This is a genomic window from Enterococcus mundtii (genome assembly GCF_002813755.1).
GTDB classification, from domain to species: Bacteria; Bacillota; Bacilli; order Lactobacillales; family Enterococcaceae; genus Enterococcus_B; species Enterococcus_B mundtii.
In genome coordinates this window covers 2,883,458-2,910,107 of the sequence record NZ_CP018061.1, presented here as the reverse complement: position 1 = coordinate 2,910,107, position 26,650 = coordinate 2,883,458, and the positions used below count along the sequence as shown (strand labels likewise).

Annotated in this window: 27 protein-coding genes and 1 other annotated feature; of the genes, 24 read left to right on the top strand and 3 right to left on the bottom strand. The window is 39.1% G+C overall.

Annotated elements, in window-relative coordinates; translation table 11 throughout:
* Positions 1 to 49: 49 nt before the first annotated feature.
* The 4 genes from EM4838_RS13565 (at position 50) to EM4838_RS13550 (ending at position 3,553) form a co-directional block, all read left to right on the top strand.
* Complete coding sequence (locus tag EM4838_RS13565; RefSeq protein WP_071866520.1) at positions 50 to 895, top strand: SDR family oxidoreductase; 846 nt, start codon at positions 50 to 52, stop codon at positions 893 to 895.
* Between the two features lie 449 nt (positions 896 to 1,344).
* On the top strand, positions 1,345 to 2,529 hold the full coding sequence (locus EM4838_RS13560; RefSeq protein ID WP_071866521.1) for a glycoside hydrolase family 73 protein: 1,185 nt from the start codon (positions 1,345 to 1,347) through the stop codon (positions 2,527 to 2,529).
* 190 nt (positions 2,530 to 2,719) lie between these two features.
* Positions 2,720 to 3,160 carry a DUF2798 domain-containing protein gene (locus tag EM4838_RS13555; protein WP_071866522.1) on the top strand — a complete coding sequence of 147 codons (441 nt, stop codon included), beginning with the start codon at positions 2,720 to 2,722 and terminating at the stop codon, positions 3,158 to 3,160.
* A gap of 84 nt (positions 3,161 to 3,244) precedes the next feature.
* Positions 3,245 to 3,553 (top strand): hypothetical protein, encoded by a 309-nt coding sequence (locus EM4838_RS13550; RefSeq protein ID WP_071866561.1) that lies wholly within the window; start codon positions 3,245 to 3,247, stop codon positions 3,551 to 3,553.
* A 175-nt stretch (positions 3,554 to 3,728) separates the two neighbouring features.
* Here the strand turns inward: EM4838_RS13550 and EM4838_RS13545 are convergent, their stop codons facing one another.
* Both EM4838_RS13545 and proB read right to left on the bottom strand, forming a co-directional pair.
* Positions 3,729 to 4,976, bottom strand: a complete 1,248-nt coding sequence (locus EM4838_RS13545) for a glutamate-5-semialdehyde dehydrogenase (RefSeq protein WP_071866523.1) — start codon at positions 4,974 to 4,976, stop codon at positions 3,729 to 3,731.
* Positions 4,976 to 5,779 (bottom strand): glutamate 5-kinase, encoded by an 804-nt coding sequence (proB, locus tag EM4838_RS13540; RefSeq protein ID WP_071866524.1) that lies wholly within the window; start codon positions 5,777 to 5,779, stop codon positions 4,976 to 4,978. The genes EM4838_RS13545 and proB overlap by 1 nt, the downstream gene beginning before the upstream one ends.
* Positions 5,780 to 5,993: 214 nt before the next feature.
* On the opposite strand from proB, the gene EM4838_RS13535 reads away from it, so the two are divergent.
* The 12 genes from EM4838_RS13535 to EM4838_RS13480 all read left to right on the top strand — a co-directional run bounded on the left by EM4838_RS13535 (position 5,994) and on the right by EM4838_RS13480 (position 16,502).
* Positions 5,994 to 6,521, top strand: a complete 528-nt coding sequence (locus tag EM4838_RS13535) for a dCTP deaminase/dUTPase family protein (RefSeq protein WP_010734058.1) — start codon at positions 5,994 to 5,996, stop codon at positions 6,519 to 6,521.
* Between the two features lie 65 nt (positions 6,522 to 6,586).
* On the top strand, positions 6,587 to 7,957 hold the full coding sequence (radA, locus tag EM4838_RS13530) for a DNA repair protein RadA (RefSeq protein WP_019723034.1): 1,371 nt from the start codon (positions 6,587 to 6,589) through the stop codon (positions 7,955 to 7,957).
* 26 nt (positions 7,958 to 7,983) lie between these two features.
* Positions 7,984 to 9,132 (top strand): PIN/TRAM domain-containing protein, encoded by a 1,149-nt coding sequence (locus EM4838_RS13525; RefSeq protein ID WP_019723035.1) that lies wholly within the window; start codon positions 7,984 to 7,986, stop codon positions 9,130 to 9,132.
* A 325-nt stretch (positions 9,133 to 9,457) separates the two neighbouring features.
* Entirely contained in the window at positions 9,458 to 10,918 is a 1,461-nt protein-coding gene (gltX, locus tag EM4838_RS13520; RefSeq protein ID WP_010734061.1) for a glutamate--tRNA ligase, read from the top strand.
* Positions 10,915 to 11,147, top strand: a binding site (T-box leader). Its footprint overlaps the gene before it by 4 nt.
* Before the next feature lie 82 nt (positions 11,148 to 11,229).
* A complete protein-coding gene (epsC, locus tag EM4838_RS13515; protein ID WP_010734062.1) occupies positions 11,230 to 11,778 on the top strand; it encodes a serine O-acetyltransferase EpsC in 549 nt (182 codons plus the stop codon).
* Positions 11,762 to 13,174, top strand: coding sequence for a cysteine--tRNA ligase (gene cysS / locus EM4838_RS13510; RefSeq protein ID WP_071866525.1), 1,413 nt, complete (start codon positions 11,762 to 11,764; stop codon positions 13,172 to 13,174). Before epsC ends, cysS begins: the two co-directional genes overlap by 17 nt.
* A complete protein-coding gene (locus EM4838_RS13505) occupies positions 13,171 to 13,575 on the top strand; it encodes a Mini-ribonuclease 3 (RefSeq protein ID WP_010734064.1) in 405 nt (134 codons plus the stop codon). Before cysS ends, EM4838_RS13505 begins: the two co-directional genes overlap by 4 nt.
* Positions 13,559 to 14,422: a 23S rRNA (guanosine(2251)-2'-O)-methyltransferase RlmB gene (rlmB, locus tag EM4838_RS13500; RefSeq protein WP_071866526.1), complete on the top strand. Its 864-nt coding sequence runs from the start codon at positions 13,559 to 13,561 to the stop codon at positions 14,420 to 14,422. The genes EM4838_RS13505 and rlmB overlap by 17 nt, the downstream gene beginning before the upstream one ends.
* A 3-nt stretch (positions 14,423 to 14,425) precedes the next feature.
* Entirely contained in the window at positions 14,426 to 14,956 is a 531-nt protein-coding gene (locus EM4838_RS13495; protein WP_010734066.1) for an NYN domain-containing protein, read from the top strand.
* Positions 14,957 to 15,033: 77 nt separating this feature from the next.
* A complete protein-coding gene (locus tag EM4838_RS13490) occupies positions 15,034 to 15,609 on the top strand; it encodes a sigma-70 family RNA polymerase sigma factor (RefSeq protein WP_071866527.1) in 576 nt (191 codons plus the stop codon).
* Between the two features lie 116 nt (positions 15,610 to 15,725).
* Positions 15,726 to 15,971, top strand: a complete 246-nt coding sequence (locus EM4838_RS13485) for a Veg family protein (protein ID WP_010734068.1) — start codon at positions 15,726 to 15,728, stop codon at positions 15,969 to 15,971.
* A gap of 93 nt (positions 15,972 to 16,064) precedes the next feature.
* Positions 16,065 to 16,502 (top strand): GNAT family N-acetyltransferase, encoded by a 438-nt coding sequence (locus EM4838_RS13480; RefSeq protein WP_023520523.1) that lies wholly within the window; start codon positions 16,065 to 16,067, stop codon positions 16,500 to 16,502.
* Between the two features lie 35 nt (positions 16,503 to 16,537).
* Here EM4838_RS13480 and mscL read toward each other — a convergent pair whose 3' ends face one another.
* Positions 16,538 to 17,002 (bottom strand): large conductance mechanosensitive channel protein MscL, encoded by a 465-nt coding sequence (gene mscL / locus EM4838_RS13475; RefSeq protein ID WP_010734070.1) that lies wholly within the window; start codon positions 17,000 to 17,002, stop codon positions 16,538 to 16,540.
* A gap of 222 nt (positions 17,003 to 17,224) precedes the next feature.
* Here mscL and yfmF point away from each other — a divergent pair, with 222 nt between their 5' ends.
* The 8 genes from yfmF (at position 17,225) to EM4838_RS13435 (ending at position 26,560) form a co-directional block, all read left to right on the top strand.
* Entirely contained in the window at positions 17,225 to 18,493 is a 1,269-nt protein-coding gene (yfmF, locus tag EM4838_RS13470) for an EF-P 5-aminopentanol modification-associated protein YfmF (protein ID WP_071866528.1), read from the top strand.
* Entirely contained in the window at positions 18,486 to 19,775 is a 1,290-nt protein-coding gene (gene yfmH, locus EM4838_RS13465) for an EF-P 5-aminopentanol modification-associated protein YfmH (protein WP_071866529.1), read from the top strand. Before yfmF ends, yfmH begins: the two co-directional genes overlap by 8 nt.
* 294 nt (positions 19,776 to 20,069) lie before the next feature.
* Positions 20,070 to 20,960: a helix-turn-helix domain-containing protein gene (locus EM4838_RS13460; protein ID WP_071866530.1), complete on the top strand. Its 891-nt coding sequence runs from the start codon at positions 20,070 to 20,072 to the stop codon at positions 20,958 to 20,960.
* A 171-nt stretch (positions 20,961 to 21,131) separates the two neighbouring features.
* Positions 21,132 to 21,710 carry a CDP-diacylglycerol--glycerol-3-phosphate 3-phosphatidyltransferase gene (gene pgsA / locus EM4838_RS13455; protein WP_019723896.1) on the top strand — a complete coding sequence of 193 codons (579 nt, stop codon included), beginning with the start codon at positions 21,132 to 21,134 and terminating at the stop codon, positions 21,708 to 21,710.
* A gap of 226 nt (positions 21,711 to 21,936) precedes the next feature.
* Positions 21,937 to 23,181, top strand: a complete 1,245-nt coding sequence (locus tag EM4838_RS13450) for a competence/damage-inducible protein A (RefSeq protein WP_071866531.1) — start codon at positions 21,937 to 21,939, stop codon at positions 23,179 to 23,181.
* Between the two features lie 105 nt (positions 23,182 to 23,286).
* The gene (recA, locus tag EM4838_RS13445) at positions 23,287 to 24,327 is read left to right on the top strand and encodes a recombinase RecA (RefSeq protein WP_010734076.1); all 1,041 of its coding nucleotides are present in this window, start codon (positions 23,287 to 23,289) and stop codon (positions 24,325 to 24,327) included.
* A 288-nt stretch (positions 24,328 to 24,615) separates the two neighbouring features.
* Positions 24,616 to 26,172 (top strand): ribonuclease Y, encoded by a 1,557-nt coding sequence (rny, locus tag EM4838_RS13440; protein WP_071866532.1) that lies wholly within the window; start codon positions 24,616 to 24,618, stop codon positions 26,170 to 26,172.
* Between the two features lie 193 nt (positions 26,173 to 26,365).
* Positions 26,366 to 26,560 (top strand): hypothetical protein, encoded by a 195-nt coding sequence (locus EM4838_RS13435; RefSeq protein WP_130029219.1) that lies wholly within the window; start codon positions 26,366 to 26,368, stop codon positions 26,558 to 26,560.
* The last annotated feature ends 90 nt before the right edge of the window (positions 26,561 to 26,650 follow it).

Below are 26,650 nucleotides of genomic sequence, written 5' to 3'. Positions count from 1 at the left end.
AATGTACAGCTATGTGAACAAAAATAATTAATCAATAGGGAGTGGGAATATGACTTATTTAGTAACAGGAGCAACTGGAGGATTTGGACGCTACGCTTTAGAAGAATTAAAGAAACTGGTTCCTTTGGAGGAAATCTATGTCCTTGCTCGTAATGAAGAAAAAGCCCAGAAATTAATTGAAGCAGGTCTTCAAGTTCGCATCGGTGATTATGCAGATCGCGAGACAATGGTACAGGCGCTACAAGGAATCGATCGTCTATTATTTGTATCAGGTGTACCGGGAAACCGACAAGCTGAACATCAACATGTTGTAGAAGCAGCAAAAGAAACAGGGGTTTCTTTTATTGCCTATACTAGTTTTGCGGATGCAGATCATTCGACCAGTATCTTGGCTCCAGACCATCAATTTACAGAAAAAATCATCAAAGAATCTGGTATCAAACATACCTTTTTAAGAAATAACTGGTACCTAGAAAATGAGATGCCATTGATTGAAGTAGCATTGAAAACTGGTCAGTTTGTTTATGCAGCTGGCGAAGGCAAGACCGGTTGGGCGTTAAAGAGAGAGTATGCAGAAGTAGCTGCAAAAGTATTAGCAGGAATGGATTATCCTGAGGTCTTAGAATTATCTGGAAAACCAATCACCTATCAAGCCTTGGCAGAACAAGTTGCTAGAGTAAGCGGGAAATCTTTAGAAATCCTTTCGTTGGATGCAGATGAATTCACAGCTAAACTAACAGCGTCGGGATTTTCTCAAGGTGGTGCAGAAATGACGACTGCAATCCAAAATGATATTCGCAACAATCAGTTAGATGTAACTTCTGATGATTTTGAAAAAGTATTAGGTCGCAAATTGACTTCGATAGAAGATGGGTTAAGGGAGTTAGGTATCTAGCAAATTTACGTAAAAAGTAGAGTTTGTAGAAAACATTTTCTTACTCATTATTTGTGTTGTTTTTCTTTTAAAATTCAAATCAAACATAGGTCGAGTAGCTAAGAGTCAGTTGTTGATTTTTAGTTTCTCGACTTATTTTTTGATGGTGCTGTTTAGTTAGTTTTTTAGTTTAAAGGAATTTCATGCTTGCGTTATCTCAGCTATTTATTGTTTTGTTTTAATTTATTTTATAAGGTTTGACATAAACGTTTTCCTGATTTAAATATTTCTACCACTTGTAAATCTTAATAATTTTGTGGCTGAAAAGAGGTATATAGTTGTGTATAATTAAAAATGTGTGGTTTTTATGGAGTAATAAAATTAATTTTTTGAAGATTTGATGATACATATATCTGATCTCTCATAATTGCACATGCTGTTATAAAATTATTGAGAAAAAGGAGAATGAAATGAAAGCAAAAAATATTTTATTTAGTGCAATCGTTCTAAGCAGTTTAGTATCTACGAACCTTGTAGTACTTGCAGAAGAATCAATAACATCGAGTTCTACTGAAACAACAGTTTCAACCCAAATCGAGGGAGTAACGGCAACCACTGAATCAGACGGATCAGAACAGACTAGCGAACCTGTAGAAAAAACAGAAGTAATTACGAATCCTCTAACTAATGGAGATGAATTAACGCATACGCATCAAGCAGATTTATCACAATTTGAAAGTCCAGAGGTATCAGCTTTTTCTGCACGTTCTTCTGTTAATGCACAACAAGCATTTATAGATAGTATTGCAGCAAGTGCCCAAACATTAGCTAACGCAAATGATCTATATGCTTCAGTTATGATTGCACAAGCGATTGTGGAAAGTGGTTGGGGCAGAAGTACGCTATCTGCTGCTCCAAATTATAATTTATTTGGTATCAAAGGTAGCTATAATGGACAATCTGTTACGATGCCAACTTCAGAGTTTATCAATGGGCAATGGATTACTGTAAATGCAGCTTTTCGTAAATATCCATCTTATGCAGAGTCATTACAAGATAATGTGACGGTATTGAAGACTACTTCTTTCCAACCAGGAGTCTTCTTCTATTCAGGTGCATGGAGAAGTAATACTTCTTCTTATCGAGATGCCACAGCATGGTTGACGGGCCGCTATGCTACAGCTCCTAATTATGGTTCTATTCTAAACAACGTGATTGAAACATACAATCTTACTCAGTATGACACACCGAATGTCGATACTTCACCAATGTATCGTTTATATAATCGTAGTACTGGACAGCATTTGTATACTTTGAATGTGGGTGAGAGAAACCACTTATCAACAGTTGGCTGGATCTATGAAGGGATTGCATGGCAAGCACCAAACAGTGGGCAACCGGTTTATCGTCTGTACAATCCAAATAACGGGGATCATCATTATACGATGGCTCAGTCAGAAATCAACTTTTTGACGCCACTTGGTTGGAGATATGAAGGATTAAGTTTCTTTTCAGGTGGTTCAAAACCAATTTATCGTTTGTTTAATCCAAATGAAACAATAGGAACGCACCATTATACGCTAAGCTCAGCTGAGAGAGATTCGTTGACACCATTGGGTTGGAGATATGAAGGTATCGGGTTCTATGCGTATTAAAACAAGAATTTACGTTGTAGTTTATCTATCGAAAAAGAATTGATTGAGATAATAAATATCGCACCTAGGTTGTTCTTAAACCGGGAGCGATATTTTTTTGGAATAAAAAAACTTAACGCAAGCTATGAAAAAAACTTACGAAAAATTTTCATTTATGCTATGCTGTTTTTCATGAAAAGGAGTGATTGAAGTGCCAACAAACAAAAAAGAAGGAATTATTTTTACAACGATGATGTGTTTTCTGATGGTTTTAGGGATGAGTATCTATAATCTCTGGTTACATAATGCGTTGCATGTATCAAACTTATTCGTAGGCCTTATACCAGGATTTATCGTGGCATTTATCTTAGATGTTTTTATCATAGGAGTAATCGCGAAAAAGATTGCTTTCAAATTACCTATAAATAAACAAAATAAAATGCAAATGATCCTCACGATTTCATGCCTCATGGTTTTAGGTATGGTGACATGTATGTCATTATTCGGTATTGTTATTGAACAAGGGATTCCAGAACAATTTCTTTCTGCCTATCTTACAGCTTGGAAAATGAATGTGATCATGGCGTTGCCGTTACAATTATTATTTGTCGGTCCAGTTTCACGTGCAGTTTTGGCGACGATCCAAAAATAAATAAAGAAGTCTCTATGTTGTCGCTAGCAACTTTCTGGGAGATAAGCTAAAATGCAAGCAAGACATAAATGTGAGGCTTAGATGATGATCGAAGAATATTTTAAAGAGGTAGGCTTGACGATGGTTGAACTACCTGTTGAATGGGTAGATGAACAGTTGATTTATCGAGGGTTGATCAAGGAGCTTCCGACGATCAATGCGGAGGCTAATTCAAGGGCAAAAATGCAGCAACAATTAGCAGAGACCTACCGAATCTATCGTGAACAACTTCTTCTTGAATCAGAAGAGGAAAAAGAAACTACCACGAATCTGACGAGTGAACAATTATTGCGCTATTATGATGGAGAAACGTTTGATGGCTTTTCTTTATTTGATCAATTACCGGAAGAATAGTCTATCAAGGGAGAATGTGCTAGTAGTGTTCACTCTTTAGAAACAAGACGACATCCACGAAATTTATTTTAAAATTTTGTGGATGTCGTCTTATTTTTTTAATAAAGAATATTCTGGTTTTTACGTAACTTTATTATGAAAGACACCTCAAACCTCAAATGTTTCACGGGAAACATTATTTACGGATTTGTCCATCTCCATAGATGATGTATTTCGTCGTTGTTAACTCATTCAACCCCATTGGACCTCTAGCGTGGAGTTTTTGTGTAGAAATACCGATTTCTGCACCGAAGCCAAATACTGAACCATCAGTGAAGCGAGTGGAAGCATTGACGTAAACAGCAGCTGCATCAACTTCATTTAAAAAGCGTTGGCTTGCTGTGTAACTGTCCGTCACGATAGCTTCGGAATGTTGTGTATTGTGACGGTTGATATGTTCGATTGCTTCGTCCAAAGAATCAACGATCTTAACCGCTAAAATATAATCCAAATATTCTGTATCCCAATCGGTTTCGTCTGCTAAGGTTGCGGTCTCTAAATAATCCAACGCACGAGCATCTGCATGTAGAGAGACACCATGTTCAACCAGTGCTTGCTCAATAGATGGCAAGAAGAAAGGCGCGATCTCTGAATGGATCAGCAAAGTCTCGGCAGCGTTACAGACAGAAGGGCGAGATGTTTTGGCGTTCACAATGATATCCACTGCCATGGCTAATTGTGCTTCTTTATCGATATAAATATGGTTGTTGCCGGTGCCTGTTTCAATGATTGGGACAGTGGCTTGCTCTTTCACACGTTTGATCAACGAAGCACCACCTCGAGGGATCAATACGTCTAAATAATCTGTTAAACGCATCAATTCCGCAGCGGTCTCATGAGAGGTATCATCCACGAATTGGATTGTATAAGGCGATACTTCAGCATTTTCCAATGTTTCTTGAAGTAATTCAACCAACAATTGATTGGAGTGGAAGGCTTCTTTTCCACCACGTAAAATCACTGCATTTCCTGATTTAAATGCGAGACTGGCCGCATCAGTTGTCACATTCGGACGTGATTCGTAGATCATGCCGATGACCCCTAGAGGGACACGCTTCTTGCCAATCAATAAACCGTCTTCGTTTTGCCACATGTGATCGACTTTTCCGATTGGATCGTCTAGTTGCGCCACTTTAATGATTTCTTCCGCCATTGTATGGATACGTTCTGGTGTTAGCCGTAAACGATCTTGCATTGTTTCGCTAATATTATTTTCTGTCGCTTGATCTAAGTCTTTTTGATTGGCTTCAAGAATGGCTAGTTGATTTCTCTTGATTGTTTGTGCCATTTGCAACAATAAGTCATTTTTTTGTTTAGTCGGCATCAAAGCAAGTTCGCGTGCGCCTTTTTTTGCTTGTTTCCCAAGTTGGATAAGATCAGTCATTATAAAACCTCCTTAAATAATGTTCCGATTTCTTTTCCAGCCAAAATATCAAAAATGATTGCTGGATTTTTTCCATTTGCTAAGATCATTGGGCGATTTGCTTCAAAGATCCTTAAAGCTGCTTTTAGTTTGCTTGCCATCCCACCAGTTCCGTAGGTGCTACCAGCACCACCTGCTTGGGCCATCAGTTCATCATCGATTGCGGTAACTGTTTGATACATTTCAGCGTCAGGATTGATGGTTGGATTATCCGAATAAAAACCGTCGATATCTGAAAGAATGATGAGTAGATCAGCGGCAATCAGTTTGGTAACGATCGCAGATAACTGATCGTTGTCGCCAAATTTGGTGGAGTGATCTAATTCATCAACTGCGACGGTGTCATTTTCATTGACGATCGGAATGGTTCCCATTGCTAGTAGCTGTTCTAACGTATTGACAACATTTTTTCGGCTTTCAGGGTAATCGATAACATCTCGCGTCACTAAGATTTGGGCAGTTTGTTGACCATACGCACTGAACCGTTGATTATAGATATTCATCAATTCAGCTTGTCCAATTGCTGCAATCGCCTGTTGTTCTGGGATCGTATTAGGACGCTTTGCTAAATTCATCTTGTGCATCCCAACACCTACTGCACCGGAAGAGACTAAGACGATTTCTTTGCCTTGATTACGAAGGTCAGAGAGAACAAAAGCGAGTTGATCGATTGCGCCCAAATTGATGTTGCCATTTGGATAGATCAACGTACTTGTTCCTATTTTTATAATGATTCGTTTTGCTTCTATTATTTCTTTTCGCATGGAGCACCTCAACTAATCTTTTTTACACAGAAATGATTTTGCTCTATTCTACTTGTTTTCAATCATAAAGTCATGTTTTAATAAACTTTTTTTCAAAAAATCAATAAATTTGTTTCTTAAATAGAGAAAGGAATTTCATGAAGAATTCGTTAACTTTGGGTATTCAGTCGCTTGGTATGTTAAAATAGAACTAGTTTACTCTGGGAGGGATTCGGTGAATAAAAGAGGTTTTGAAGTAATTACACGTTATCAGGATCAACAGATCCAATTGCCGCAAAGAGCGACTCATCACGCTGCCGGTTATGATTTTGAAGCAGCAGAAGATGTGGTGATTCCAAGTGTTTGGAAAGCCGGGTTCAAGCAAGGACTAACAGCTGTATCAGATGCGCTTATCTCTGAAATGTCAGCAGAGGAAAAGAAAATCAAACCCGTTTTAGTGCCTACAGGAATCAAAGCGTATATGGGTGAGGATGAATTCTTACAATTAGCCAATCGTTCAAGCAATCCATTAAAACGTTTTTTGATTTTGACTAATGGTGTCGGCGTGATCGACAGTGACTATTATAATAACGAAGCAAATGAAGGGCATATCATGTTCCAATTCACGAATTTTGGTTTCAAAGATGTAGTGATCAAAAAAGGGGAAAGAATTGGGCAAGGAATCTTCCTACCGTTCTTAAAAGCGGACCAAGATCAAACCGCTAATGCTCGTCAAGGTGGATTTGGTTCATCCAACCAATAAGCAAAGTAGATTTAAGTTATCTTTAACTCAAGAAAAGTAAAATGAAAGACAGGTGGTACACCGAAATGGCCAAAAAAGCAAAAGTTCAATTTGTTTGTCAAAATTGTGGCTATGTGTCGCCTAAATTTTTAGGACGTTGCCCAAATTGTGGCAAATGGAATACCATGGTTGAAGAAATCGAACAAGATACAACGGACCGCAGAGTACGAACGAGTTTGACCGGAGAAAAAGCCAAGCCAACAAAAATCGCTGAGGTGGTTCCTAAGAAAGAACCACGAGTAAAGACGAAGCTAGAAGAATTGAACCGTGTTTTAGGCGGTGGTGTGGTTCCTGGCTCGATGGTTTTGATCGGTGGCGATCCTGGTATCGGAAAATCCACCCTACTCTTGCAAGTATCACAGCAACTGGCTGCTATTGGTGGAAAAGTCCTTTACGTATCGGGAGAAGAGAGTGCGGACCAAATCAAGTTGCGTGCAGAACGATTAGGTTCGATCGACACAGAGTTTTACTTGTATGCAGAGACAGATATGAATGAAATCAGTCGAGCCATCGAACAAATTTCACCTGATTATGTCATTATCGATTCGATCCAAACAATGACTCAACCTGATATTACGAGTGTCGCTGGTAGTGTTAGTCAAGTGCGAGAAACCACAGCTGAGCTATTGAAAATCGCAAAAACAAACGGTATTGCCATATTTATAGTAGGTCATGTCACGAAAGAAGGCTCGATTGCAGGTCCGCGCATGTTAGAGCACATGGTTGATACGGTCTTGTATTTTGAAGGTGAGCAACATCATAGTTTTCGTATTTTACGTGCCGTCAAAAATCGGTTTGGTTCCACCAATGAGATCGGTATTTTTGAGATGCACGCCCATGGGCTTGAAGAAGTAGCGAATCCTTCACAGATTTTCTTAGAAGAACGATTGGATGGAGCGACAGGTTCAGCGATCGTTGTCGCCATGGAAGGAACACGCCCGATCTTAGTAGAGATCCAAGCTTTAGTCACACCCACGATGTTCGGAAATGCCAAACGAACAACGACTGGTTTAGACTTTAATCGGGTGTCATTGATCATGGCAGTCTTAGAAAAACGGGCAGGATTATTGTTGCAAAATCAAGATGCTTACTTAAAAGCAGCTGGTGGGGTAAAATTAAATGAACCTGCGATCGATTTAGCAATTGCAGTCAGTATTGCGTCTAGTTACAAAGAAAAAGGAACACAACCAACGGAGTGTTTTATTGGAGAAATCGGTCTGACTGGTGAAATCAGAAGAGTCAACCAAATTGAACAACGAGTAAAAGAAGTACAAAAATTAGGTTTTACAAAAGTATATTTACCTAAAAATAATTTAGGTGGTTGGAATATTCCAGAGGGTATCGAAGTCGTAGGTGTTGCTACACTTGATGAAACTCTTAGACGAGTATTTCGTTAAAATCAAAATGAAATGGAGGAAACAGGATGCAAAAACGTGTCATCACCTTACTGATGATCATCGTTGGTGCCAGCTTAGGGATTTCTTTTTTACCTACAGCTTGGCAGGCGATCGGTCAACAGACGAATGGATGGCTGAATAACACCTTTACCAATAGCTTGTTAGGTGCACTTATTTTCTTTCTATTATCTTTGCTATTGGCAAAACATATAACAGCAGTCATCAAGCAAATTGAAGAAAAATTAAGTGAGGTCAGCTTGACGTATCTCTTATTTGGCGCAATCGGAGCAATTATTGGCCTAACGTTGGGGGTTGTGATTTCAACACCGCTTTACAATATTGAAATACCTTTTGTAAACAGTGTTTTACCCATCTTATTGATGGTGATCCTTGGCTATTTGGGCTTGCGAATGGGAACGACTCGCATCGAAGAATGGAAGAAAATATTTGGACCAAGAAGTAAAAAGGTCGAACAAGAAACACCTAGTCAGGTGGAAAGCCAGTTATTAGAACGCAAACTAGATGATCATTTTCATAAATATAAAATTTTAGATACAAGCGTCATTATTGATGGACGTATTTACGACATCACAAAAACGGGATTTCTAGAAGGAACGTTGATGATCCCAAATTTCGTTCTATATGAATTACAATATATCGCTGATTCTGGCGATAGCTTGAAACGGGTACGTGGGCGTCGCGGACTAGATATTTTGAACGCGTTACAAAAAGAAGAAGGTATTTCAGTTGAGATGTATGATGGCGATTTTGAAGACATCAGTGAAGTAGATAGTAAGCTGATCAAATTGGCAAAACTATTAGATGGTGTCATCGTGACCAATGATTATAATCTTAACAAAGTTTCTGAATTTCAAAATGTACCAGTTCTCAACATCAATGCACTTGCTAACGCAGTGAAGCCAGTCGTTATCCCCGGTGAGAATATGAATGTACTAGTGGTCAAAGCAGGTACAGAACGTCAACAAGGGGTTGCTTATCTAGATGACGGCACAATGGTGGTTGTTGAAGATGGACAACATTACATGAATGAACGGATCGAAGTTGTAGTAACGAGTGCACTACAAACAGCTGCCGGCCGAATGATCTTTGCAAAACCTGCTCATGCGGGTAGAGGAATCGATAACAAGCGTGAAAATGAGAAAAAAGCGAAATAAAAACGTAATATGGTAAATATGAGGCAGTTAGACATCGTAAGATTTTTTTGAGAGATGGTTTTTGCTTCCTCAGTTTAGCTAGAGCAGGCGAGGATTGAAAAGTAGGGCAAACTATTTTTTCGATTCCCGCCTTCTTACGTAGATTTGAATGACTTTTTCATAATCTCTTTACTATTTAACGTATAAAAGGTAAAATTTGTGCTGAGTAGCTTTAAATTTCAACATTTATCGCTAAAGGAGATCCAACCCAAAATAATCTGATCAGATGTTGTATTGTCAGTTGTTTTGGACGTCTCAAAGTCTAGTTTGAAAGAAGAGGAAGAAAATGACGAAAGTACGCGTACGTTATGCACCAAGTCCAACAGGGCATTTGCATATTGGGAATGCACGAACTGCATTATTCAATTATTTATTTGCCCGTCACAATGATGGAGATTTCATTATCCGCATTGAGGACACTGACCAAAAACGAAACATTGAAGATGGCGAAAAAAGCCAATTAGAGAATCTTGCATGGTTAGGGATGGAATGGGATGAATCACCTGAAAATCCAGGTGAATACGGTCCTTACCGTCAATCTGAAAGAAAAGAAATCTACCAACCATGGATCGATCAGTTATTAGCAAGTAATCGTGCTTACAAATGCTATTGTTCAGAAGAAGAATTAGAAGCAGAACGTGAAGCGCAACGTGCCCGTGGCGAAATGCCTCACTACGCTGGGACTTGTGCGAACTTGTCACCTGAAGAACAAGCGAAAAAAGAAGCAGAAGGCATTGTACCGGTGATTCGTTTCCGTGTGCCTCGCAATACAGAATATGCGTTTACCGACATGGTCAAAGGAGACATCACCTTTGAATCAGACAATATCGGTGGGGATTATGTCATCCAAAAACGTGATGGTATGCCAACCTATAACTTTGCGGTAGCTGTTGACGATCATTTAATGAAGATCACTCACGTGTTACGTGGGGATGACCATATTGCGAATACGCCAAAACAATTAATGATCTATGAAGCGTTTGGTTGGACTGCGCCAACATTTGGGCATATGACCTTGATCATCAATTCTGAAACGGGCAAAAAATTAAGTAAACGTGATGAATCGATTTTACAATTTATCGAACAATACCGTGAATTAGGCTACCTACCAGAAGCGATGTTCAATTTTATTGCTTTACTAGGCTGGTCTCCTGTCGGTGAAGATGAATTGTTCAGTCAAGAAGAATTGATCAAAATGTTTGATCCACAGCGCTTGAGCAAATCACCAGCTGCATTTGACGCGAAAAAATTACAATGGGTGAACAACCATTACATCAAAGAAATGGATCTAGATGCATTGACAGAAATGTGTTTACCTTATTTGATCGCTGATGGTCGTGTGCAAGAAAATCCAGATGCACAAACAATCGAATGGGTGAAAAAAATCGTTCGTCTGTATCAACCACAAATGAGTTATGCAGCGGAAATCGTTGAGGTATCAACATTATTCTTTAACGAACATCCTGTATTAGATGAAGCAGCCAAAGAAGTATTAGCGGGTGAAACGGTTCCGACTGTGTTGAAAGCTTTCAAAGAACAACTTACTCAAATGGAAGTTGTAGATGCACCCACAGTCAAAGCAGCAATCAAAGCAGTACAAAAAGAAACAGGGGTAAAAGGAAAGAACCTATTTATGCCGATCCGTGTCGCTGTTTCAGGACAAATGCATGGACCTGAATTACCAGAAACAATCGAATTGTTAGGGAAAGAAAAATCTTTAGCACATTTAAATCAAGTATTGAACTAAACACGATGAACAGAAAGAAGTAAAAAAAGAATGGTTTCAAGAGAGTCAACGGGTGGTGTAAGTTGTCAATTGTTCTTTTTTGAAATGCCTCTGGGAGTGGTCTTTGCGAAGAGGGGTTGATCAATATCAATCCTTGAAAGTAGCGAAGAACGAATAGCAGACGTTACCTGTTAGAGATAATCATTTGATTATGAAAAAAAGTGGAACCACGCCTCATAGCGTCTTTTAATAAGGAAACTTATTAAAAGACGTTTTTTAGTTGTCTTTCGTTGTTCATACATACAGTCGGAAAAAGAAAGGAGAGGAAGTTGATGGAATGGTTCAAACGAGCTGTCATTGCCGTAAAGAAAAATGATCCAGCAGCGCGTACTACAGCAGAGGTCATTTTGACCTATCCTGGGCTACATGCGTTATTTTGGCATCGTTTCTCCCATTATTTATATCGCCATCGTCTCTATTTGATTGCCAAAATGAATGCCCAATTTTGGCGATTCATTACGGGAATAGAGATACATCCAGGAGCGACGATCGGAACGGGTGTGTTTATCGATCATGGTATGGGGATCGTCATTGGAGAAACAGCAGAAATCGAAGATGATGTGGTCTTGTTTCATGGTGTCACTTTAGGTGGTACGGGAAAAGAAACGGGGAAAAGACATCCAACAGTCAAAAAAGGTGCAATGTTGTCCGCCAATGCCCAAATCCTAGGACCGATCACCATAGGAAAAGATGCGAAAATCGGTGCAGGCGCAGTCGTCTTAAAAGATATACCTGATGGGGCAACAGCAGTAGGGATACCAGCAAAAGTTGTCCGAATCAATGGAGAGAAAGTAGGGGATGAGAATGATAAAAATCTATAATACGCTATCAAGAGAAAAAGAGACTTTTATTCCTTTAAAAGAAGGACAAGTTTCAATGTATGTTTGCGGACCAACTGTTTATAATTATATCCACATTGGCAATGCACGAAGTACGATTGCGTTTGACACGATTCGACGTTATTTGGAATACCGTGGATACCAAGTGAACTACGTATCGAACTTTACAGATGTGGACGATAAAATCATCAAGGCTGCCAATGAGCTTGGGATCACAGCGCCTGAAGTTGCTGATCGTTTTATCAAAGCTTTTGAAGAAGATACGAAAGCATTGAATGTGCAGCCAGCAACGAGCCATCCAAGAGTAATGGACCATATGGAAGATATTCGCGTATTCATCCAAACATTGATCGACAAAGGTTTTGCTTATGAATCGAATGGCGATGTTTATTATCGTACGCGAAAATTTACTGATTATGGTCAATTGAGTGATCAATCGATCGACGAGTTAGAGATTGGTGCAAGTCAACGTACTGGCGCAGAACAGCAACAAAAAGAAGATCCTTTAGACTTTGCCTTGTGGAAAAAAGCAAAACCAGGAGAGATTTCATGGGAATCGCCATGGGGAGAAGGACGTCCAGGGTGGCATATCGAATGTTCCGTGATGGCAACGAAACATTTAGGTGAGACTATTGATATCCACGGCGGTGGCCAAGATTTGGAGTTTCCTCATCATGAGAACGAGATTGCCCAAAGTGAAGCGAAAACAGGCAAAAAATTTGCGAACTATTGGATGCACAATGGCTATGTGACGATTGGTGAAGACGATCAAAAAATGAGTAAATCTTTAGGGAACTTTATCACTGTCCACGAAATGATCCAAGAGGTAGACCCACAAGTGTTACGCTTCTTTATGGCAACCACACAATATCGTCGACCGATCCGCTATAGTGAAGCAACGATGAAAGAAGCAGCGACAAATTTACAACGCTTGAAAAATACGTTTGATAATCTAAACTTCCGTTTTGAAAATGCGGTAGAAGCCCAGTCGGAAGATGAGAGACAGGTAACAGAACTGGAACAATTAGAAACACGATTCATCAAAGAAATGGACGATGATTTCAATGTGGCTAACGGCATCACAGTTGTCTATGAATTAGCAAAATGGATCAATACGTATTTGGAACAACCGACTGTCTCCAAAACGATCCTATCCAAAAGTGAGGCACTATTTACCCAATGGTTGTCGATCTTTGGTATCTTATTTACGACAGCAGAAATGTTGGATGAAGAAATCGAGCAACTGATCGAAGAACGAACACAAGCCAGAAAAAACCGAGATTTCTCTCGTAGTGATGAAATTCGGGACCAATTAAAAGAAAAAGGTATCTTGTTAGATGACACCCCACAAGGTACTCGTTGGAGAAGAGAAGCATGAGAGATCATACACAATTAAATGGTTTAGCGCTTGCTTATGTTGGAGATGCTATCTACGAAATCTATATTCGAGATTACTTGATTGAAAAAGGTGAAACAAAGCCGAATAAACTGCACCGAGCAGCGACACACTATGTTTCGGCAAAGGCACAAGCTTTTTTGATCCAACAAATGTTGCAAGAAAACCTCTTAACAGAAAATGAAGAGCTTTACTATCGCAGGGGTAGAAATGCCAAAAGTCATACGAGTGCAAAAAATGCGGATATTACAACTTATCGTGTTGCAACAGGGTTTGAAGCCTTGATGGGCTACTTACATCTAACAAAACAAACCGAACGTATGGAAGAATTGATTAATTGGTGTATTGAGAAAGTAGGTGAAACCCATGAGGAAAGAAAATAAAGAACGTAACTATCAAAAACGAAACAAAAAAGATTCTCAACGTTTTACAAAAGGCAATGAGAAACGTAGTGCAAAGAAGGAAACAGTTTATGTTGGTCAAGAGGACACAACAAGTGAAGACAATTTTGTATTTGGTCATCATGCGACAGTCGAAGCTTTGCAACAAGGTCGTGGAAATAAATTGTTCCTTCAAGAAGATTCACGGGGAGACAAGGTTGAAGAGTTGAAAAATATTGCTCGAGAACAATCGGTGCCAGTCAAGTGGGTCCCTAAGCAGAAATTAGACCTACTCAGTGATCGTGGCGTTCATCAAGGGGTAGTATTGGCCATCACGCCTTATGAATATCTGACGTTGGATCAACTATTGGAACAGGCGAAGAGCAAAACGGAAACACCCTTTTTCTTGATCTTGGACAGTATCGAAGATCCTCACAATTTTGGCTCGATTTTACGAACGGCAGATGCCAGTGGGGTAGATGGTATCATCATTCCTAAACATCGTGCAGTCGGAATCACACCAATCGTGACGAAAACATCGACAGGCGCCGTTGAATACGTGCCAGTGGCTCGTGTGACAAACTTAGTTCAAACTGTCCAGCAGCTAAAAGAGCAGCAATTTTGGGTATTCGGAACAGATATGGAAGGAACGAATTTCCAATCATGGAATGCAAAAGGCTCGATAGCGTTAGTGATAGGTAATGAAGGTCGTGGCATGAGTGCAGGCTTGAAGAAAGAAATGGATGAGTTGTTAACGATCCCTATGGTCGGTCATGTTCAAAGCTTGAATGCAAGTGTTGCGGCTGGACTACTGATGTATCAGGCTTTTTCTCAGCGTCAGGGGGGATAAGGCATGAAGAAGCAGCTGTTGATCGTCGATGGCTATAATATGATCGGTTCTTGGCCAGAGTTAGTGGCACTGAAAAAGCAAGATAAAATGGCGGATGCCAGAGAAGCCTTGTTGCATCGTTTATCGAATTATGCAAAATATGAAGGCCTAGAAGTAATCGTTGTCTTTGATGCGCAATTAGTGCCGGGTATCCAACAAAATTATCGAAAATACCAATTAGAAGTTGTTTTCACAAAAGAGGATGAAACGGCAGATACGTATATCGAGCGCATCGCGGGAGAGTTGAATACTCGCTTGACGCAAGTGACTGTCGCAACGAGTGACTTAGCAGAACAATGGGTGATTTTTTCACAAGGTGCTTTACGAACTTCCGCGTACGAATTATATAAAACAATCAAAAAAACAGAAAAAAATATTACCCAAGATAATATAAATATGCGTTTTATTGATTTTCGACGAAATTCTCCGTGGAATGAAGAACAATTAGAAAAATTGTCCCAAAAATTGGACGATTTAATGAGAAAAGAAAAATAACAGCCAGATATGATTAGTTATTCAATGAATTGATGGTAAGATTCCTCCATAATCGAAAGTTATGGAGGAATTATTTTATGTCCGAGGAGTTATTGTGCGCCGCCCGTAATGGAGATGAAGAAGCATTTTCTATGCTGTATCAAAAATATTTCCCGTTATTATTACGGTTGAAAAATATTTATTATCTAAGGAATTATGTAAGTGAAGATTGGGAACAAGAAGCAAGGATTGCTCTATATCAAGCACTTAAAACGTACGAAAATAATAAAGGTGTCAGTTTTGGGAGTTATTACAAAAGTATTATCAGTAACCAAATCTACTCTTTATTGCGTAAGCAAAACGCGCTAAAACGTCGAGACCAAAAAAATGAAATTTCTATTGAACAAAAAATAGCTACAGAAGGACCAGATTTTTTAGCCGAGATCACCATCCAAGAACCTGTTGCGATGCAACAATTACTATTAAAAGAAGCTTTCGAGGACTCCGATATCAAATTCTCAACAAAAGAGGCAAAAATCTTTCAACATTACATGCAAGGCAATGATTTTAGCGAGATGGAGAGAGAATTATCAATGGATCTGAAGCAAATAAAAAGCGCTTACGGCCGAGTGAAATATAAGATAAAAAAACATCTGAAAGATTATAATGAGTGATTTTTTATAGCATTACTAATGTTTTTCTTACTTATTTCTATTGCATTTCTTTTTTTGATATGGTAAACTTGAAAAATTTTACTATATATGGTATGATAGTAATTGAGGTGAATTGTATGCCACTAACTTTAGCTACAATCAAAAAAGATTTAGAAGGTCGTATCGGCAGCCAAATCATGTTGGTTGCACAGACCGGAAGAAAGCGTCAAACGGAACGCCGAGGCGTTTTAACAGAAACCTATCCTTCAGTATTTGTCGTAGACTTAGATCCTGAAGAAAATTCATTTGAACGAGTGTCTTACAGTTATTCAGATGTACTTACTCGAACAGTTGAGATCGAATTTTTAACTGAAGCAGTTTAAAAAGCAAGCGGACCTAGATTATATATGAGGTTCGTTTGCTTTTTTGTATCTAACTCGTTATGCTATTAGCAAGAAAGAATGGAGGTCCTGATGATGAAGCATTATGTAAAAAAATTTGCAGAACTAACAACAGCAGAATTTTATGCAATCGTGAAAGAGCGAATCGCCGTATTTGTTGTTGAACAAAATTGTCCTTACCAAGAAGTCGATGAGATCGATGAAATCGCATGGCATACTTATTTTAAAGATGAAGATGGTACGATTTTGGCATATACACGTATTTATGCAGAAGAAGACACGGTTCATTTTGGACGAGTCTTGGTCAATCAGGCGCATCGCAAATCAGGTTTAGGACAAAAAATCGTGGCACAAACATTAGCGGCGATCGAAGCCAATGCACCTGGACGTCCGATCGTGATCGGGGCACAAGAGTATCTACAATCATTTTATGAATCCTTTGGTTTTCAGGCAATCTCAGAAGTATATTTAGAAGATGGAATCCCCCACTTAGACATGAGAAAACAAGCATAAAAAAAACAGAAGAATTTCCTTCTGTTTTTTTTATCTCACGCTTTAGGATCTGTGCTCTCAGAAGTTGCTTGGGCAGTGGGGCGTGCATTATTTTCAGCTGTTTGTTGTGCCAATAGATCGCGAATATCACTAAGATAATCTTCCGCAGTGGGTTTGTCTTCCACCACTTCTTCTTCTTTTGGTCGTAAGTTTTTCGCATGATTGGCTGCTTTGACCACTAGGAATAAAACAAAACCAGTAATGACAAATGTAATAATTGCACTAATAACATTCCCAAAAGAAAAGGTGACCCCTTTCGCAGGTGACCAATCAAGGACAGACAATGCACCATCCAAATCAGAGGTACCTGTGATCATTGCAACGACCCAACCAATTAAGGGAGTAATCAGACCTTGCACGATTTGATTCACAATGCCCGTAAAAGCACTACCGATCACTACACCGACAGCTAGATCTAGCACATCGCCTCGCATGATAAATTCTTTAAATTCTTTGATCATTGTTTTTCTCCTTTCTTGTTAATCCTAGTATATCGAAGAATAAAAAAATGTAAAAACAACACGCTTAATAATATCCCCACACGTTCGTTCAATCACTTGTATGCTATACTAGAAAGTGACTTTTAAAAAAATTGGACAAAAAAAGAGAACTTTTATGTCGTTGAAACAACAACGATCATCGCTAAGAGATCCAAGGATCATGACAAAAAGGAGTAGTTATTTATGGCCTATCAATTGACAGAAGGTGTCAACCTTCATGTGCTACCAACCAAACAATTTAAAACGATCCGTATTTTTGTACGGTTCACCACAGCCTTAGAAAAAGACATCGTCACCAAACGTTCATTACTGAGTAGTTTATTAGAGACGAATAGCTTGAACTATCCGGATCAGACACAATTAAGTGCAAAATTAGCTGATTTGTATGGAGCTGGTTTCGGTTTTTCTGTCCGGAAAAAAGGCAATCTACATTGGATGAATGCCGGAATCAGTTTCGTCAATGGTGCGTATGTCAATGACAGCACGATTTTGACAAATGCCGTTTCCTTTTTAAAAGAGGTATTATTCTTCCCTAACATCAAAAATCAAACATTTGATCAAGCCACATTTGATTTAGAGAAAAATAACTTAAAGCAATATTTGGAAAGCTTAAATGAAGATAAGCAAACAATGGCTTCATTAGCATTACAAGAATTATATTTTGAACAGTCAGATGCACAAAAAATCCCAAGTATGGGGTCCGTTGAAGAACTCGAAAATATCACATCAAGTGCCTTAGCAGAATATTATGCACGTATGATCAAAGAAGACCAAGTGGATATTTTTGTAGTGGGTGATATCGAAGAAACAATGGCAATCGAAGCGTTAAAAGAGCTTCCTTTCACTGAGCGAAAAGTGGTACGACCAGAAATCTTTTATCAACAAACACAAAACAACGTGATCAAGGAACGACAAATCCAAGAACCAGTGGTGCAAGCCAAACTGAACCTAGCCTATCAAACCAATGTTTATTACGATCAGCCAGAACGTTTTTCATTGATGGTCTTTAATGGCTTATTCGGAGGCTTCCCTCACTCCAAACTTTTCATGAATGTACGTGAAAAAGAAAGCTTAGCTTATTATGCGTCTAGTAACGTTGATACTTTTCGTGGGTTATTGACTGTACAAACAGGTATTGAGACAAAAAATCGTAATCAAGTCTTGCACTTGATCCATCAACAACTGGCAAGTTTACAAAATGGCGAAGTCACTGAATTGGAGCTCGAACAAACCAAGGCAATGTTACGTAATCACTATTTGTTGTCTTTGGATTCACCACAAGCTGCCATCGAATCCGCTTATTTAGCACACTGGCTTCCTGATACTGAACTATCGGACGAGGAATGGTTAGCTCGCATGGAACGTGTAACGATCGAAGATATTCAAGAAGTAGCAAACCAAATCGAATTACAAGCAATTTTCTTTTTAGCTGGGGGTGAAGAAAATGAATAAAGCAGAGTATAGTCAAATCAACGAAACACTGTATCACGAAGTCTTACCGAATGGTTTGACGGTCTATCTGTTACCAAAAAACGATTATCACAAAACATACGGTTTATTCAGTACGAACTATGGGTCGATCGACAATGAATTTATTCCCTATGGTGCAACGGAAAAAGTGAAAGTTCCTGACGGTATCGCACATTTCTTGGAGCACAAGTTATTTGAAAAAGAAGAAGGCGATGTTTTCCAGTTGTTCGGTCAACAAGGAGCATCAGCGAATGCGTTCACGAGCTTTACAAAAACCAGCTATTTGTTTTCAACGACAGATCAAGTAGAAAAAAATCTTTTGACGCTTCTTGATTTTGTTCAAGCACCTTATTTTACTGAAGAAACAGTAAATAAAGAAAAAGGAATCATTGGCCAAGAAATCCAGATGTATGAAGATGATCCGAATTGGCGCTTATTCTTTGGTATCCTAAACAATCTATATCCCAATCATCCATTACACATCGATATTGCAGGAACGGTGGAAAGTATTGCTGACATCACAGCAGAGGATCTATATACTTGCTATCGCACTTTTTATCAACCAAGCAATATGGTGTTATTTGTAGTTGGCAATTTGGAACCAGAACAGTTGATGGAGCAAATTCGCCACAATCAAGCTACCAAAGAATTTCCACCCGCTCAAAAAATCGAACGATTCTTTCCCGAAAATCAAGCGGATGTTCTGCCGATAAGCACCTTAGAAGCAGCGATCACACGAGAAAAATTTGTATTAGGGATCAAAGGAATCGATGTGTTACCTGAAAATGGGAGAGAATTACTCAGATATAAAACAGCGATTCGTTTGTTACTACAATTACTTTTAGGCCCAACTGCACAAAACTATTTAGCCCTTTACAACGAAGGAATTATTGATGATAGTTTTGGCTTTGAGTTTAGTTTAGATCGTGAATTTCATTTTGCTGACTTCAGTGGCGATTCGGACCAACCAAAACTAGCAGTACAAAAAATAAAAGAGATTCTTTTGAACTTTGAACATGACGAAGGAATCACAGAAGAAAACTTGAACTTATTGAAAAAGAAAATGTTAGGGCAATATTTCCAATCATTGAACTCCATCGAATACATCGCCAATCAATTTACACAAAGTCTATTTGGTGACCAAACATTATTTGATCTGCCAGAAATCATTGAATCAATCCAGATGACGGATCTTCTTCAAGTAGGACGCTCTTTTATCAATGCTGACGTGTTTAGTGAATTTTATATGCAGCCAAAAAAATGAAACAGTAAAAAATTCTGATTTTTTTGGACATACTCGCTGATTCGTCATACTTTTTGTAAGAATAAAAGAAAGTCTTAAATTTCAGTTTAAAACAGATGAAATGTTATCCAAAGTAAGTTCGCTTTGTGGTATTCTTAAGTAGATTGAGTGCAAGATTGATCAATATAGAGGAAACACTATACATTGAGCATGAATAAAGCAAAAATTCAATGAGAAGCAGTCAGAATAAATGGTCGATCCTCAGTAGAGAAAACACCTTCTGACTAGAATACACAGACTGGAGAAGATGAACGAGTGGCTTTTGAAACCATCGGGGAAAAATTACGGCAAGCCCGTTTAAACAAAAAAATATCATTAGATGAATTACAACAAATGACGAAGATCCAAAAACGTTACTTGGAATCAATCGATCAAAACGAATTTGATCAATTGCCAGGTAAATTTTATGTTCGTGCATTTATTCGTCAATATGCAGAAGCTGTTGGTGAAGATGGTGATTATTTAGTGGATGTTTTTGATGGAAAAAAATCTTTCGCAGATGAAACCATCAAAAAACGACCAGAACCAGAAACAGTGAGTGGTTCAAGAAAAGCTATGCACGAAGAAGAAAAGAATCTAACAAAATTCTGGACAAGTCTGCCAGTGATTTTATTAGGATTAGTCGCTGTAGCAATCATCACAGTAGTGGCATATATGTCATGGCAAGACCGTCAATCTGAGCCGATCATTGGTGGAACAGCTTCAACGGTATCTGTCGATGGTTCGATCACGGAAGAAGAACCGGAGACAAGTGAATCGACGGTTGAATCGACCGTGGAATCGACAACAAAATCAACAGAAGAAGAGAAAAAAATGACCATCACACCGGGGCAAGACACAGGAAGTGCGCTTTCGATCGAGGTGAAAGATGCGAAAAAACCGATCACATTGGAATTCACAGCAAGTGAACGTGTCTGGATCGGTGTCCAATTGAACAATACGTTTGACTATCATTATCAAGAAACCTTGGTTGCCAATGATACAAAAACAACAGAGCTTCCAGAAAATACGACAAATGCGATGATCACACTTGGGGCAGCGAGTAATGCAACGGTCAAATTAAATGGCGAAGAACTGCCTATCAACGCAGGACCAAACAATACAAGTCTGAAGAATATTTCGCTTTCCTTGCAGTATGCAGAATAATTAGTTTAAAAAACAACCGTGTAAAAGAGAGCCGGAATCTCGTCTTGGGCTCTCTTTTCTTGTTTGGATAGTAGGTTATAAAGTAGTGAAAGATTTGTTGAGCAATTGAGAGACTATTGGTGGAAACTTTTGCTGGACTGACGTAAAATAGGAAAGAAAGGAGTCGTTCTTGTGAATTTACCAAATCAATTAACTGTACTTAGAATCTGTATGATTCCGGTGTTTATTTTAGTAGTCGGTCTCCCGTTAGATTGGGGGCAATTAACGGTAGGAACAACGTCATTAGCGATCACGCAACTAGTAGGAGCCATCATTTTTGCTTTAGCAAGTGTGACGGATTGGCTAGATGGGAAAATTGCTCGGTCCAGAGGATTAGTGACGAACTTCGGAAAATTTGCTGATCCATTAGCAGACAAAATGTTAGTTATGACAGCTTTTATCATGTTGGTAGGTCAAGGGAAAGCGCCAGCATGGGTGATTGCGATCATCGTTTGTCGTGAGTTGGCTGTAACAGGGTTACGATTATTGCTTGTCGAGGATGGGGAAGTCATGGCAGCTGCTTGGCCTGGAAAAGTAAAAACAGCTACGCAAATGATTGCGATTATTTTATTATTTATCAATAATATCCCATTCAACTTGATCAATGTACCCCTCGATCAAATCATGTTATACGCTTGTCTGATTTTTACCATCTATTCAGGTGTCGATTACTTCATCAAAAATCGTGGCGTATTCAAAGGATCCATGTAAAATCATAGAGTCACTTAATTACCCTTGCAATCAGATCGGTCATTCCCGGTCTGATTTTTATTTTTTTGACATAGACGCAATCACAAGAACAAATTGAGCAAGGAGAAATGATTCTATCAGCAAATAGCGTATACTATTTGGTAGAGACAATTAGTCGAACAAAGACTGATTTACAGATAAATAGAGATGTTGCAAAAGCAACCTCAACTAAAGGAAGCGATCAAATATGAAATCTGAAATCATAGCAGTAGGAACAGAATTATTACTTGGACAAGTCGTGAATACGAATGCGACATTTTTATCAGAACAGTTAGCAGATCTAGGAATCGATGTCTATTATCACACAGTTGTCGGGGATAATCCGACTCGTTTGGAGGAGTTACTCCAGTTAGCTGAATCGAGAAGTGAACTAATCATTTTATGTGGTGGACTAGGACCAACAGAAGATGACTTAACAAAAGAAGTTGTCGCTCAACACCTCGGCAAAGAGCTGATCCAAAACACAGAAGGGTACAAGAAACTGCTGGCATTTTTCGAAACGACAAAAAGAAAAATGACGGAGAACAATTTACAACAATCTCAGATCATTGAAGGGGGCACACCATTACCTAATCGAACTGGCTTAGCGTTAGGCACGTTTTATCAAACGAAAAGCAATGCTTATCTTTTACTTCCTGGGCCACCAAGTGAGTTGAAGCCGATGTTTGTAGAACAAGTGCGACCACTGTTAGAACAACAATTCCCTTCAGAAGAAAAACTGATTTCAAAAGTGTTGCGCTTCTATGGCATCGGTGAATCACAATTAGTAACCGATCTAAAAGACTTGATTGCTACCCAAATCAATCCCACGATTGCTCCTTATGCCAAACCAAATGAAGTCACACTGAGATTGACAGTCAAAACGTCAGATATCCATGCAGGGAATCAAGCATTGCACGCACTAGAAGAAAAAATCCAAGCCCGTGTCGGTGCATATTTTTATGGCTATGGGGATGACTATTCGTTGCCACAAGCCGTCGTGGATCTGCTAAAAGAACAGGGGAAGACAGTCACAGCAGCTGAAAGTTTGACAGCGGGAGGCTTTCAATCCGCGTTAGGAGCAATTCCTGGCGTCTCTCAAGTCTTTTCTGGGGGCTTTGTGACTTATTCAGCAGAGACCAAAGCAAAGCTCTTAGGCATCGATCCAGAACTATTAGAGCAGTTTGGCACAGTCAGTAAAGAATGTGCCGAACAAATGGCGATTCGAGCACGCCAACTCGTTGGTACAGATTATGCCGTAGCGTTTACCGGTGTGGCGGGACCCGACACATTAGAAGGACATCCTGCGGGTACAGTTTGGCTTGCCGTTGCATCAAAAGAAGGCGTAGAAACAAAAGAATGTCACTTTACGAGAGACCGTTCGGCAATCAGAAATAGTGCGATTATGCAAGGATTTGATCTGCTAAGAAAGCAACTATTAAGAAAAAAATAAATGCGAATATTTGTTCGGTTTTTGCTTGCTTTTTATAAATAAAAAAGATATTATAAACGTAATGAAATGTTACTTTGAGTCGTAAAAATAAGGAGGATTATCGTATTGGCAGATGATCGTAAAGCAGCCTTAGATGCTGCATTGAAAAAAATTGAAAAGAACTATGGGAAAGGTTCGATCATGAAACTGGGCGAAAAAATCGACCAACAAATCTCGACAATTCCAAGTGGTTCTCTTGCACTAGATGTTGCTTTAGGGATAGGTGGCTATCCTCGTGGACGGATCATTGAAGTCTACGGTCCAGAAAGTTCAGGTAAAACAACGGTTGCACTCCATGCAATCGCAGAAGTCCAAAAAAATGGTGGGACTGCCGCCTTTATTGATGCGGAACATGCCTTAGATCCACAATATGCCCAAAAATTAGGGGTAAATATCGATGAATTACTCCTTTCTCAACCAGATACCGGAGAACAAGGATTAGAGATCGCTGATGCTTTAGTATCAAGTGGTGCAGTAGATATTGTCGTTATCGACTCAGTAGCAGCTTTAGTACCACGTGCAGAGATTGACGGGGAGATGGGTGACTCACACGTAGGGTTACAAGCTCGTTTGATGTCTCAAGCCTTACGTAAACTCTCAGGATCGATCAACAAAACAAAAACGATCGCGATTTTCATCAACCAAATTCGTGAAAAAGTTGGCGTGATGTTCGGTAATCCAGAAATCACACCAGGAGGACGTGCGTTGAAGTTCTACGCAACGATCCGTTTGGAAGTACGTCGTGCGGAACAATTGAAACAAGGAACGGACATTGTCGGTAACCGTACAAAGATCAAAGTCGTAAAAAATAAAGTAGCACCACCATTCAAAATCGCTGAAGTCGATGTGATGTATGGCTTAGGTATCTCTCAAGAAGGCGAGCTATTGGATATGGCAGTTGAAAAAGATATCGTTGATAAGAGTGGTGCATGGTATTCTTACAAAGAAGATCGCATCGGTCAAGGTCGTGAAAACGCGAAAATCTATATGTCAAATCATCCAGAGATGATGGCTGAAGTATCTACATTAGTGCGTGCAGCTTATGGCATCGGTGAACCAGTTGATGTACCAGAAGAAGCACAAGAAGAATTACCACTAGATGAATAAAGAAATAAGCGGGTATCCGGTAGTCTAATAACTACCGGATGTTTTTTTATTTTTCACTAGAATAAGAACCAAAAAATAAGTCATCACTCGCTCAAAACCTCCCTTTTTTGAAAATCGAGGAAGCCGTTTCTTTTCGTATTTAAAGTTGACACTACTGGAAACAAACATTAGAATAAACTTGTGCAGGTTTTTATGCACATATGCAACAGCATATTTATAGTTTAGAATAATTTATCATAGAAATTGGTAGATGATAAAAATGGAAAAGATAGTATGGAGGTGGATTTAATGGGACTCAACATTCTCCTCGCTATCATCGGTTTAATTGTCGGTCTTGGTTTAGGGTTTATGGTTGCGAAGTCACGTCATGAGAAAGAAATTGCTGGTGCAAAAACATCAGCTGCAAGTATTCTTGAAGGTGCAAAAAAAGAAGCAGAAACTCTAAAAAAAGAAGCATTGTTGGAAGCTAAGGAAGAAAATCAGAAATATCGTTCTGAAGTTGAAAGTGAGCTGAGAGAAAGTAAATTAGAGCTAAAATCTCAAGAAAATCGATTGATCCAACGTGAACAAACGTTAGATCGTAAAGATGACTCGTTAGAAAAACGAGAAAACTCACTTGAAAGTAAAGAAGAGGCACTTAGTTCAAAACAGCAATTAATTGAAGAGCGAGAAAAAGACGTTGAAAGATTGATTGAAGATCAACAAAAAGAATTAGAAAAAATTGCTGGTTTATCGAAAGAAGATGCAAGAGAAGTAATCATGAAATCAACCGAAGAAGAGTTGAATCATGAACTGACCTTGATGGTAAAAGAATCAGAACAACGTGCAAAAGAAGAAGCAGATCGCAAAGCGAAGAACTTGCTCTCATTGGCTATCCAACGTTGTGCAGCAGATCAAGTTTCTGAAACGACAGTGTCCGTCGTGACATTACCAAATGACGAAATGAAAGGTCGTATCATCGGACGTGAAGGACGAAATATTCGAACCCTTGAAACACTTACAGGAATCGATTTGATCATTGATGATACACCAGAAGCAGTCGTTCTTTCAGGATTTGATCCAATTCGTCGAGAAATCGCACGAATGACATTAGAAAAACTGATTCAAGATGGACGGATCCATCCAGCGCGTATCGAAGAAATGGTTGAAAAATCACGTAAAGAAATGGACGAACGGATTCGTGAATATGGAGAAGAAGCAGCCTTTGAAGTCGGCGCACATACGCTTCATCCAGATTTGATCAAGATCATGGGTCGTCTACATTTCCGAACAAGTTATGGCCAAAACGTGTTGAAACATTCGGTCGAAGTAGCGAAATTATCAGGAATCTTAGCAGCGGAGTTAGGCGAAGATATCCAATTGGCAAAACGTGCGGGCTTGCTTCATGATATTGGAAAAGCGTTAGACCATGAAATCGAAGGATCTCACGTTGAGATCGGTGCAGAACTAGCAACGAAATACAAAGAGAATCCAGTTGTGATCAACGCGATTGCCTCTCACCATGGCGATGTCGAAGCGACTTCTGTTATTTCCGTCCTAGTAGCCGCTGCAGACGCATTATCAGCAGCTCGCCCAGGTGCAAGAAGTGAATCATTGGAAAACTATATCCGTCGTTTGAGAAGCCTAGAAACAATCTCAAACAGCTTTGCCGGTGTTGAATCAAGTTTTGCTGTCCAAGCCGGACGTGAAGTACGCGTCATGGTCAAACCAGAAGAAATCTCTGATTTAGATGCGGTACGCTTAGTACGCGATATCCGTAAACGTATCGAAGATGATCTGGATTACCCAGGACACATCAAAGTAATCGTGATCCGAGAGACTCGTGCAACCGATTATGCGAAATAAAAAATAGTTAAAATATAGGATGACCCAACAGATTAGATTAGTCTGTTGGGTCATTTTTTTTGATTCTAGGGCATAACAGATCGTGACAACGCTTATGACTTTAAAATGATCTTTTATGACAGATAAGATATCCATAGTTTTTTAACGGTATAGTAATACTTGAAATAACTATAGTATAAGGAGGCGAAGCATATTGCTGATAAAAATAATGAAATTTGCTGACGATCATCCCTATCTAATCGTCATTTATTCTGGATTGTTTGGGAGTGCTTTTGGGATCACGATTGAATATATCGTGAATCGTGATTTCCTGCCGAGTGGCATTTATAGTCTGATGTTTTACTATGTCATAGAATTGTCGATCGTTAAACTCAAATCTAAAAAATAAACAAATGAAAACAAGACAATAAGAAAAGATATGATTACATATATCCATAAAAAACGGCTGAAATGCCAGGAAGTGTTCATTTCAGTCGTT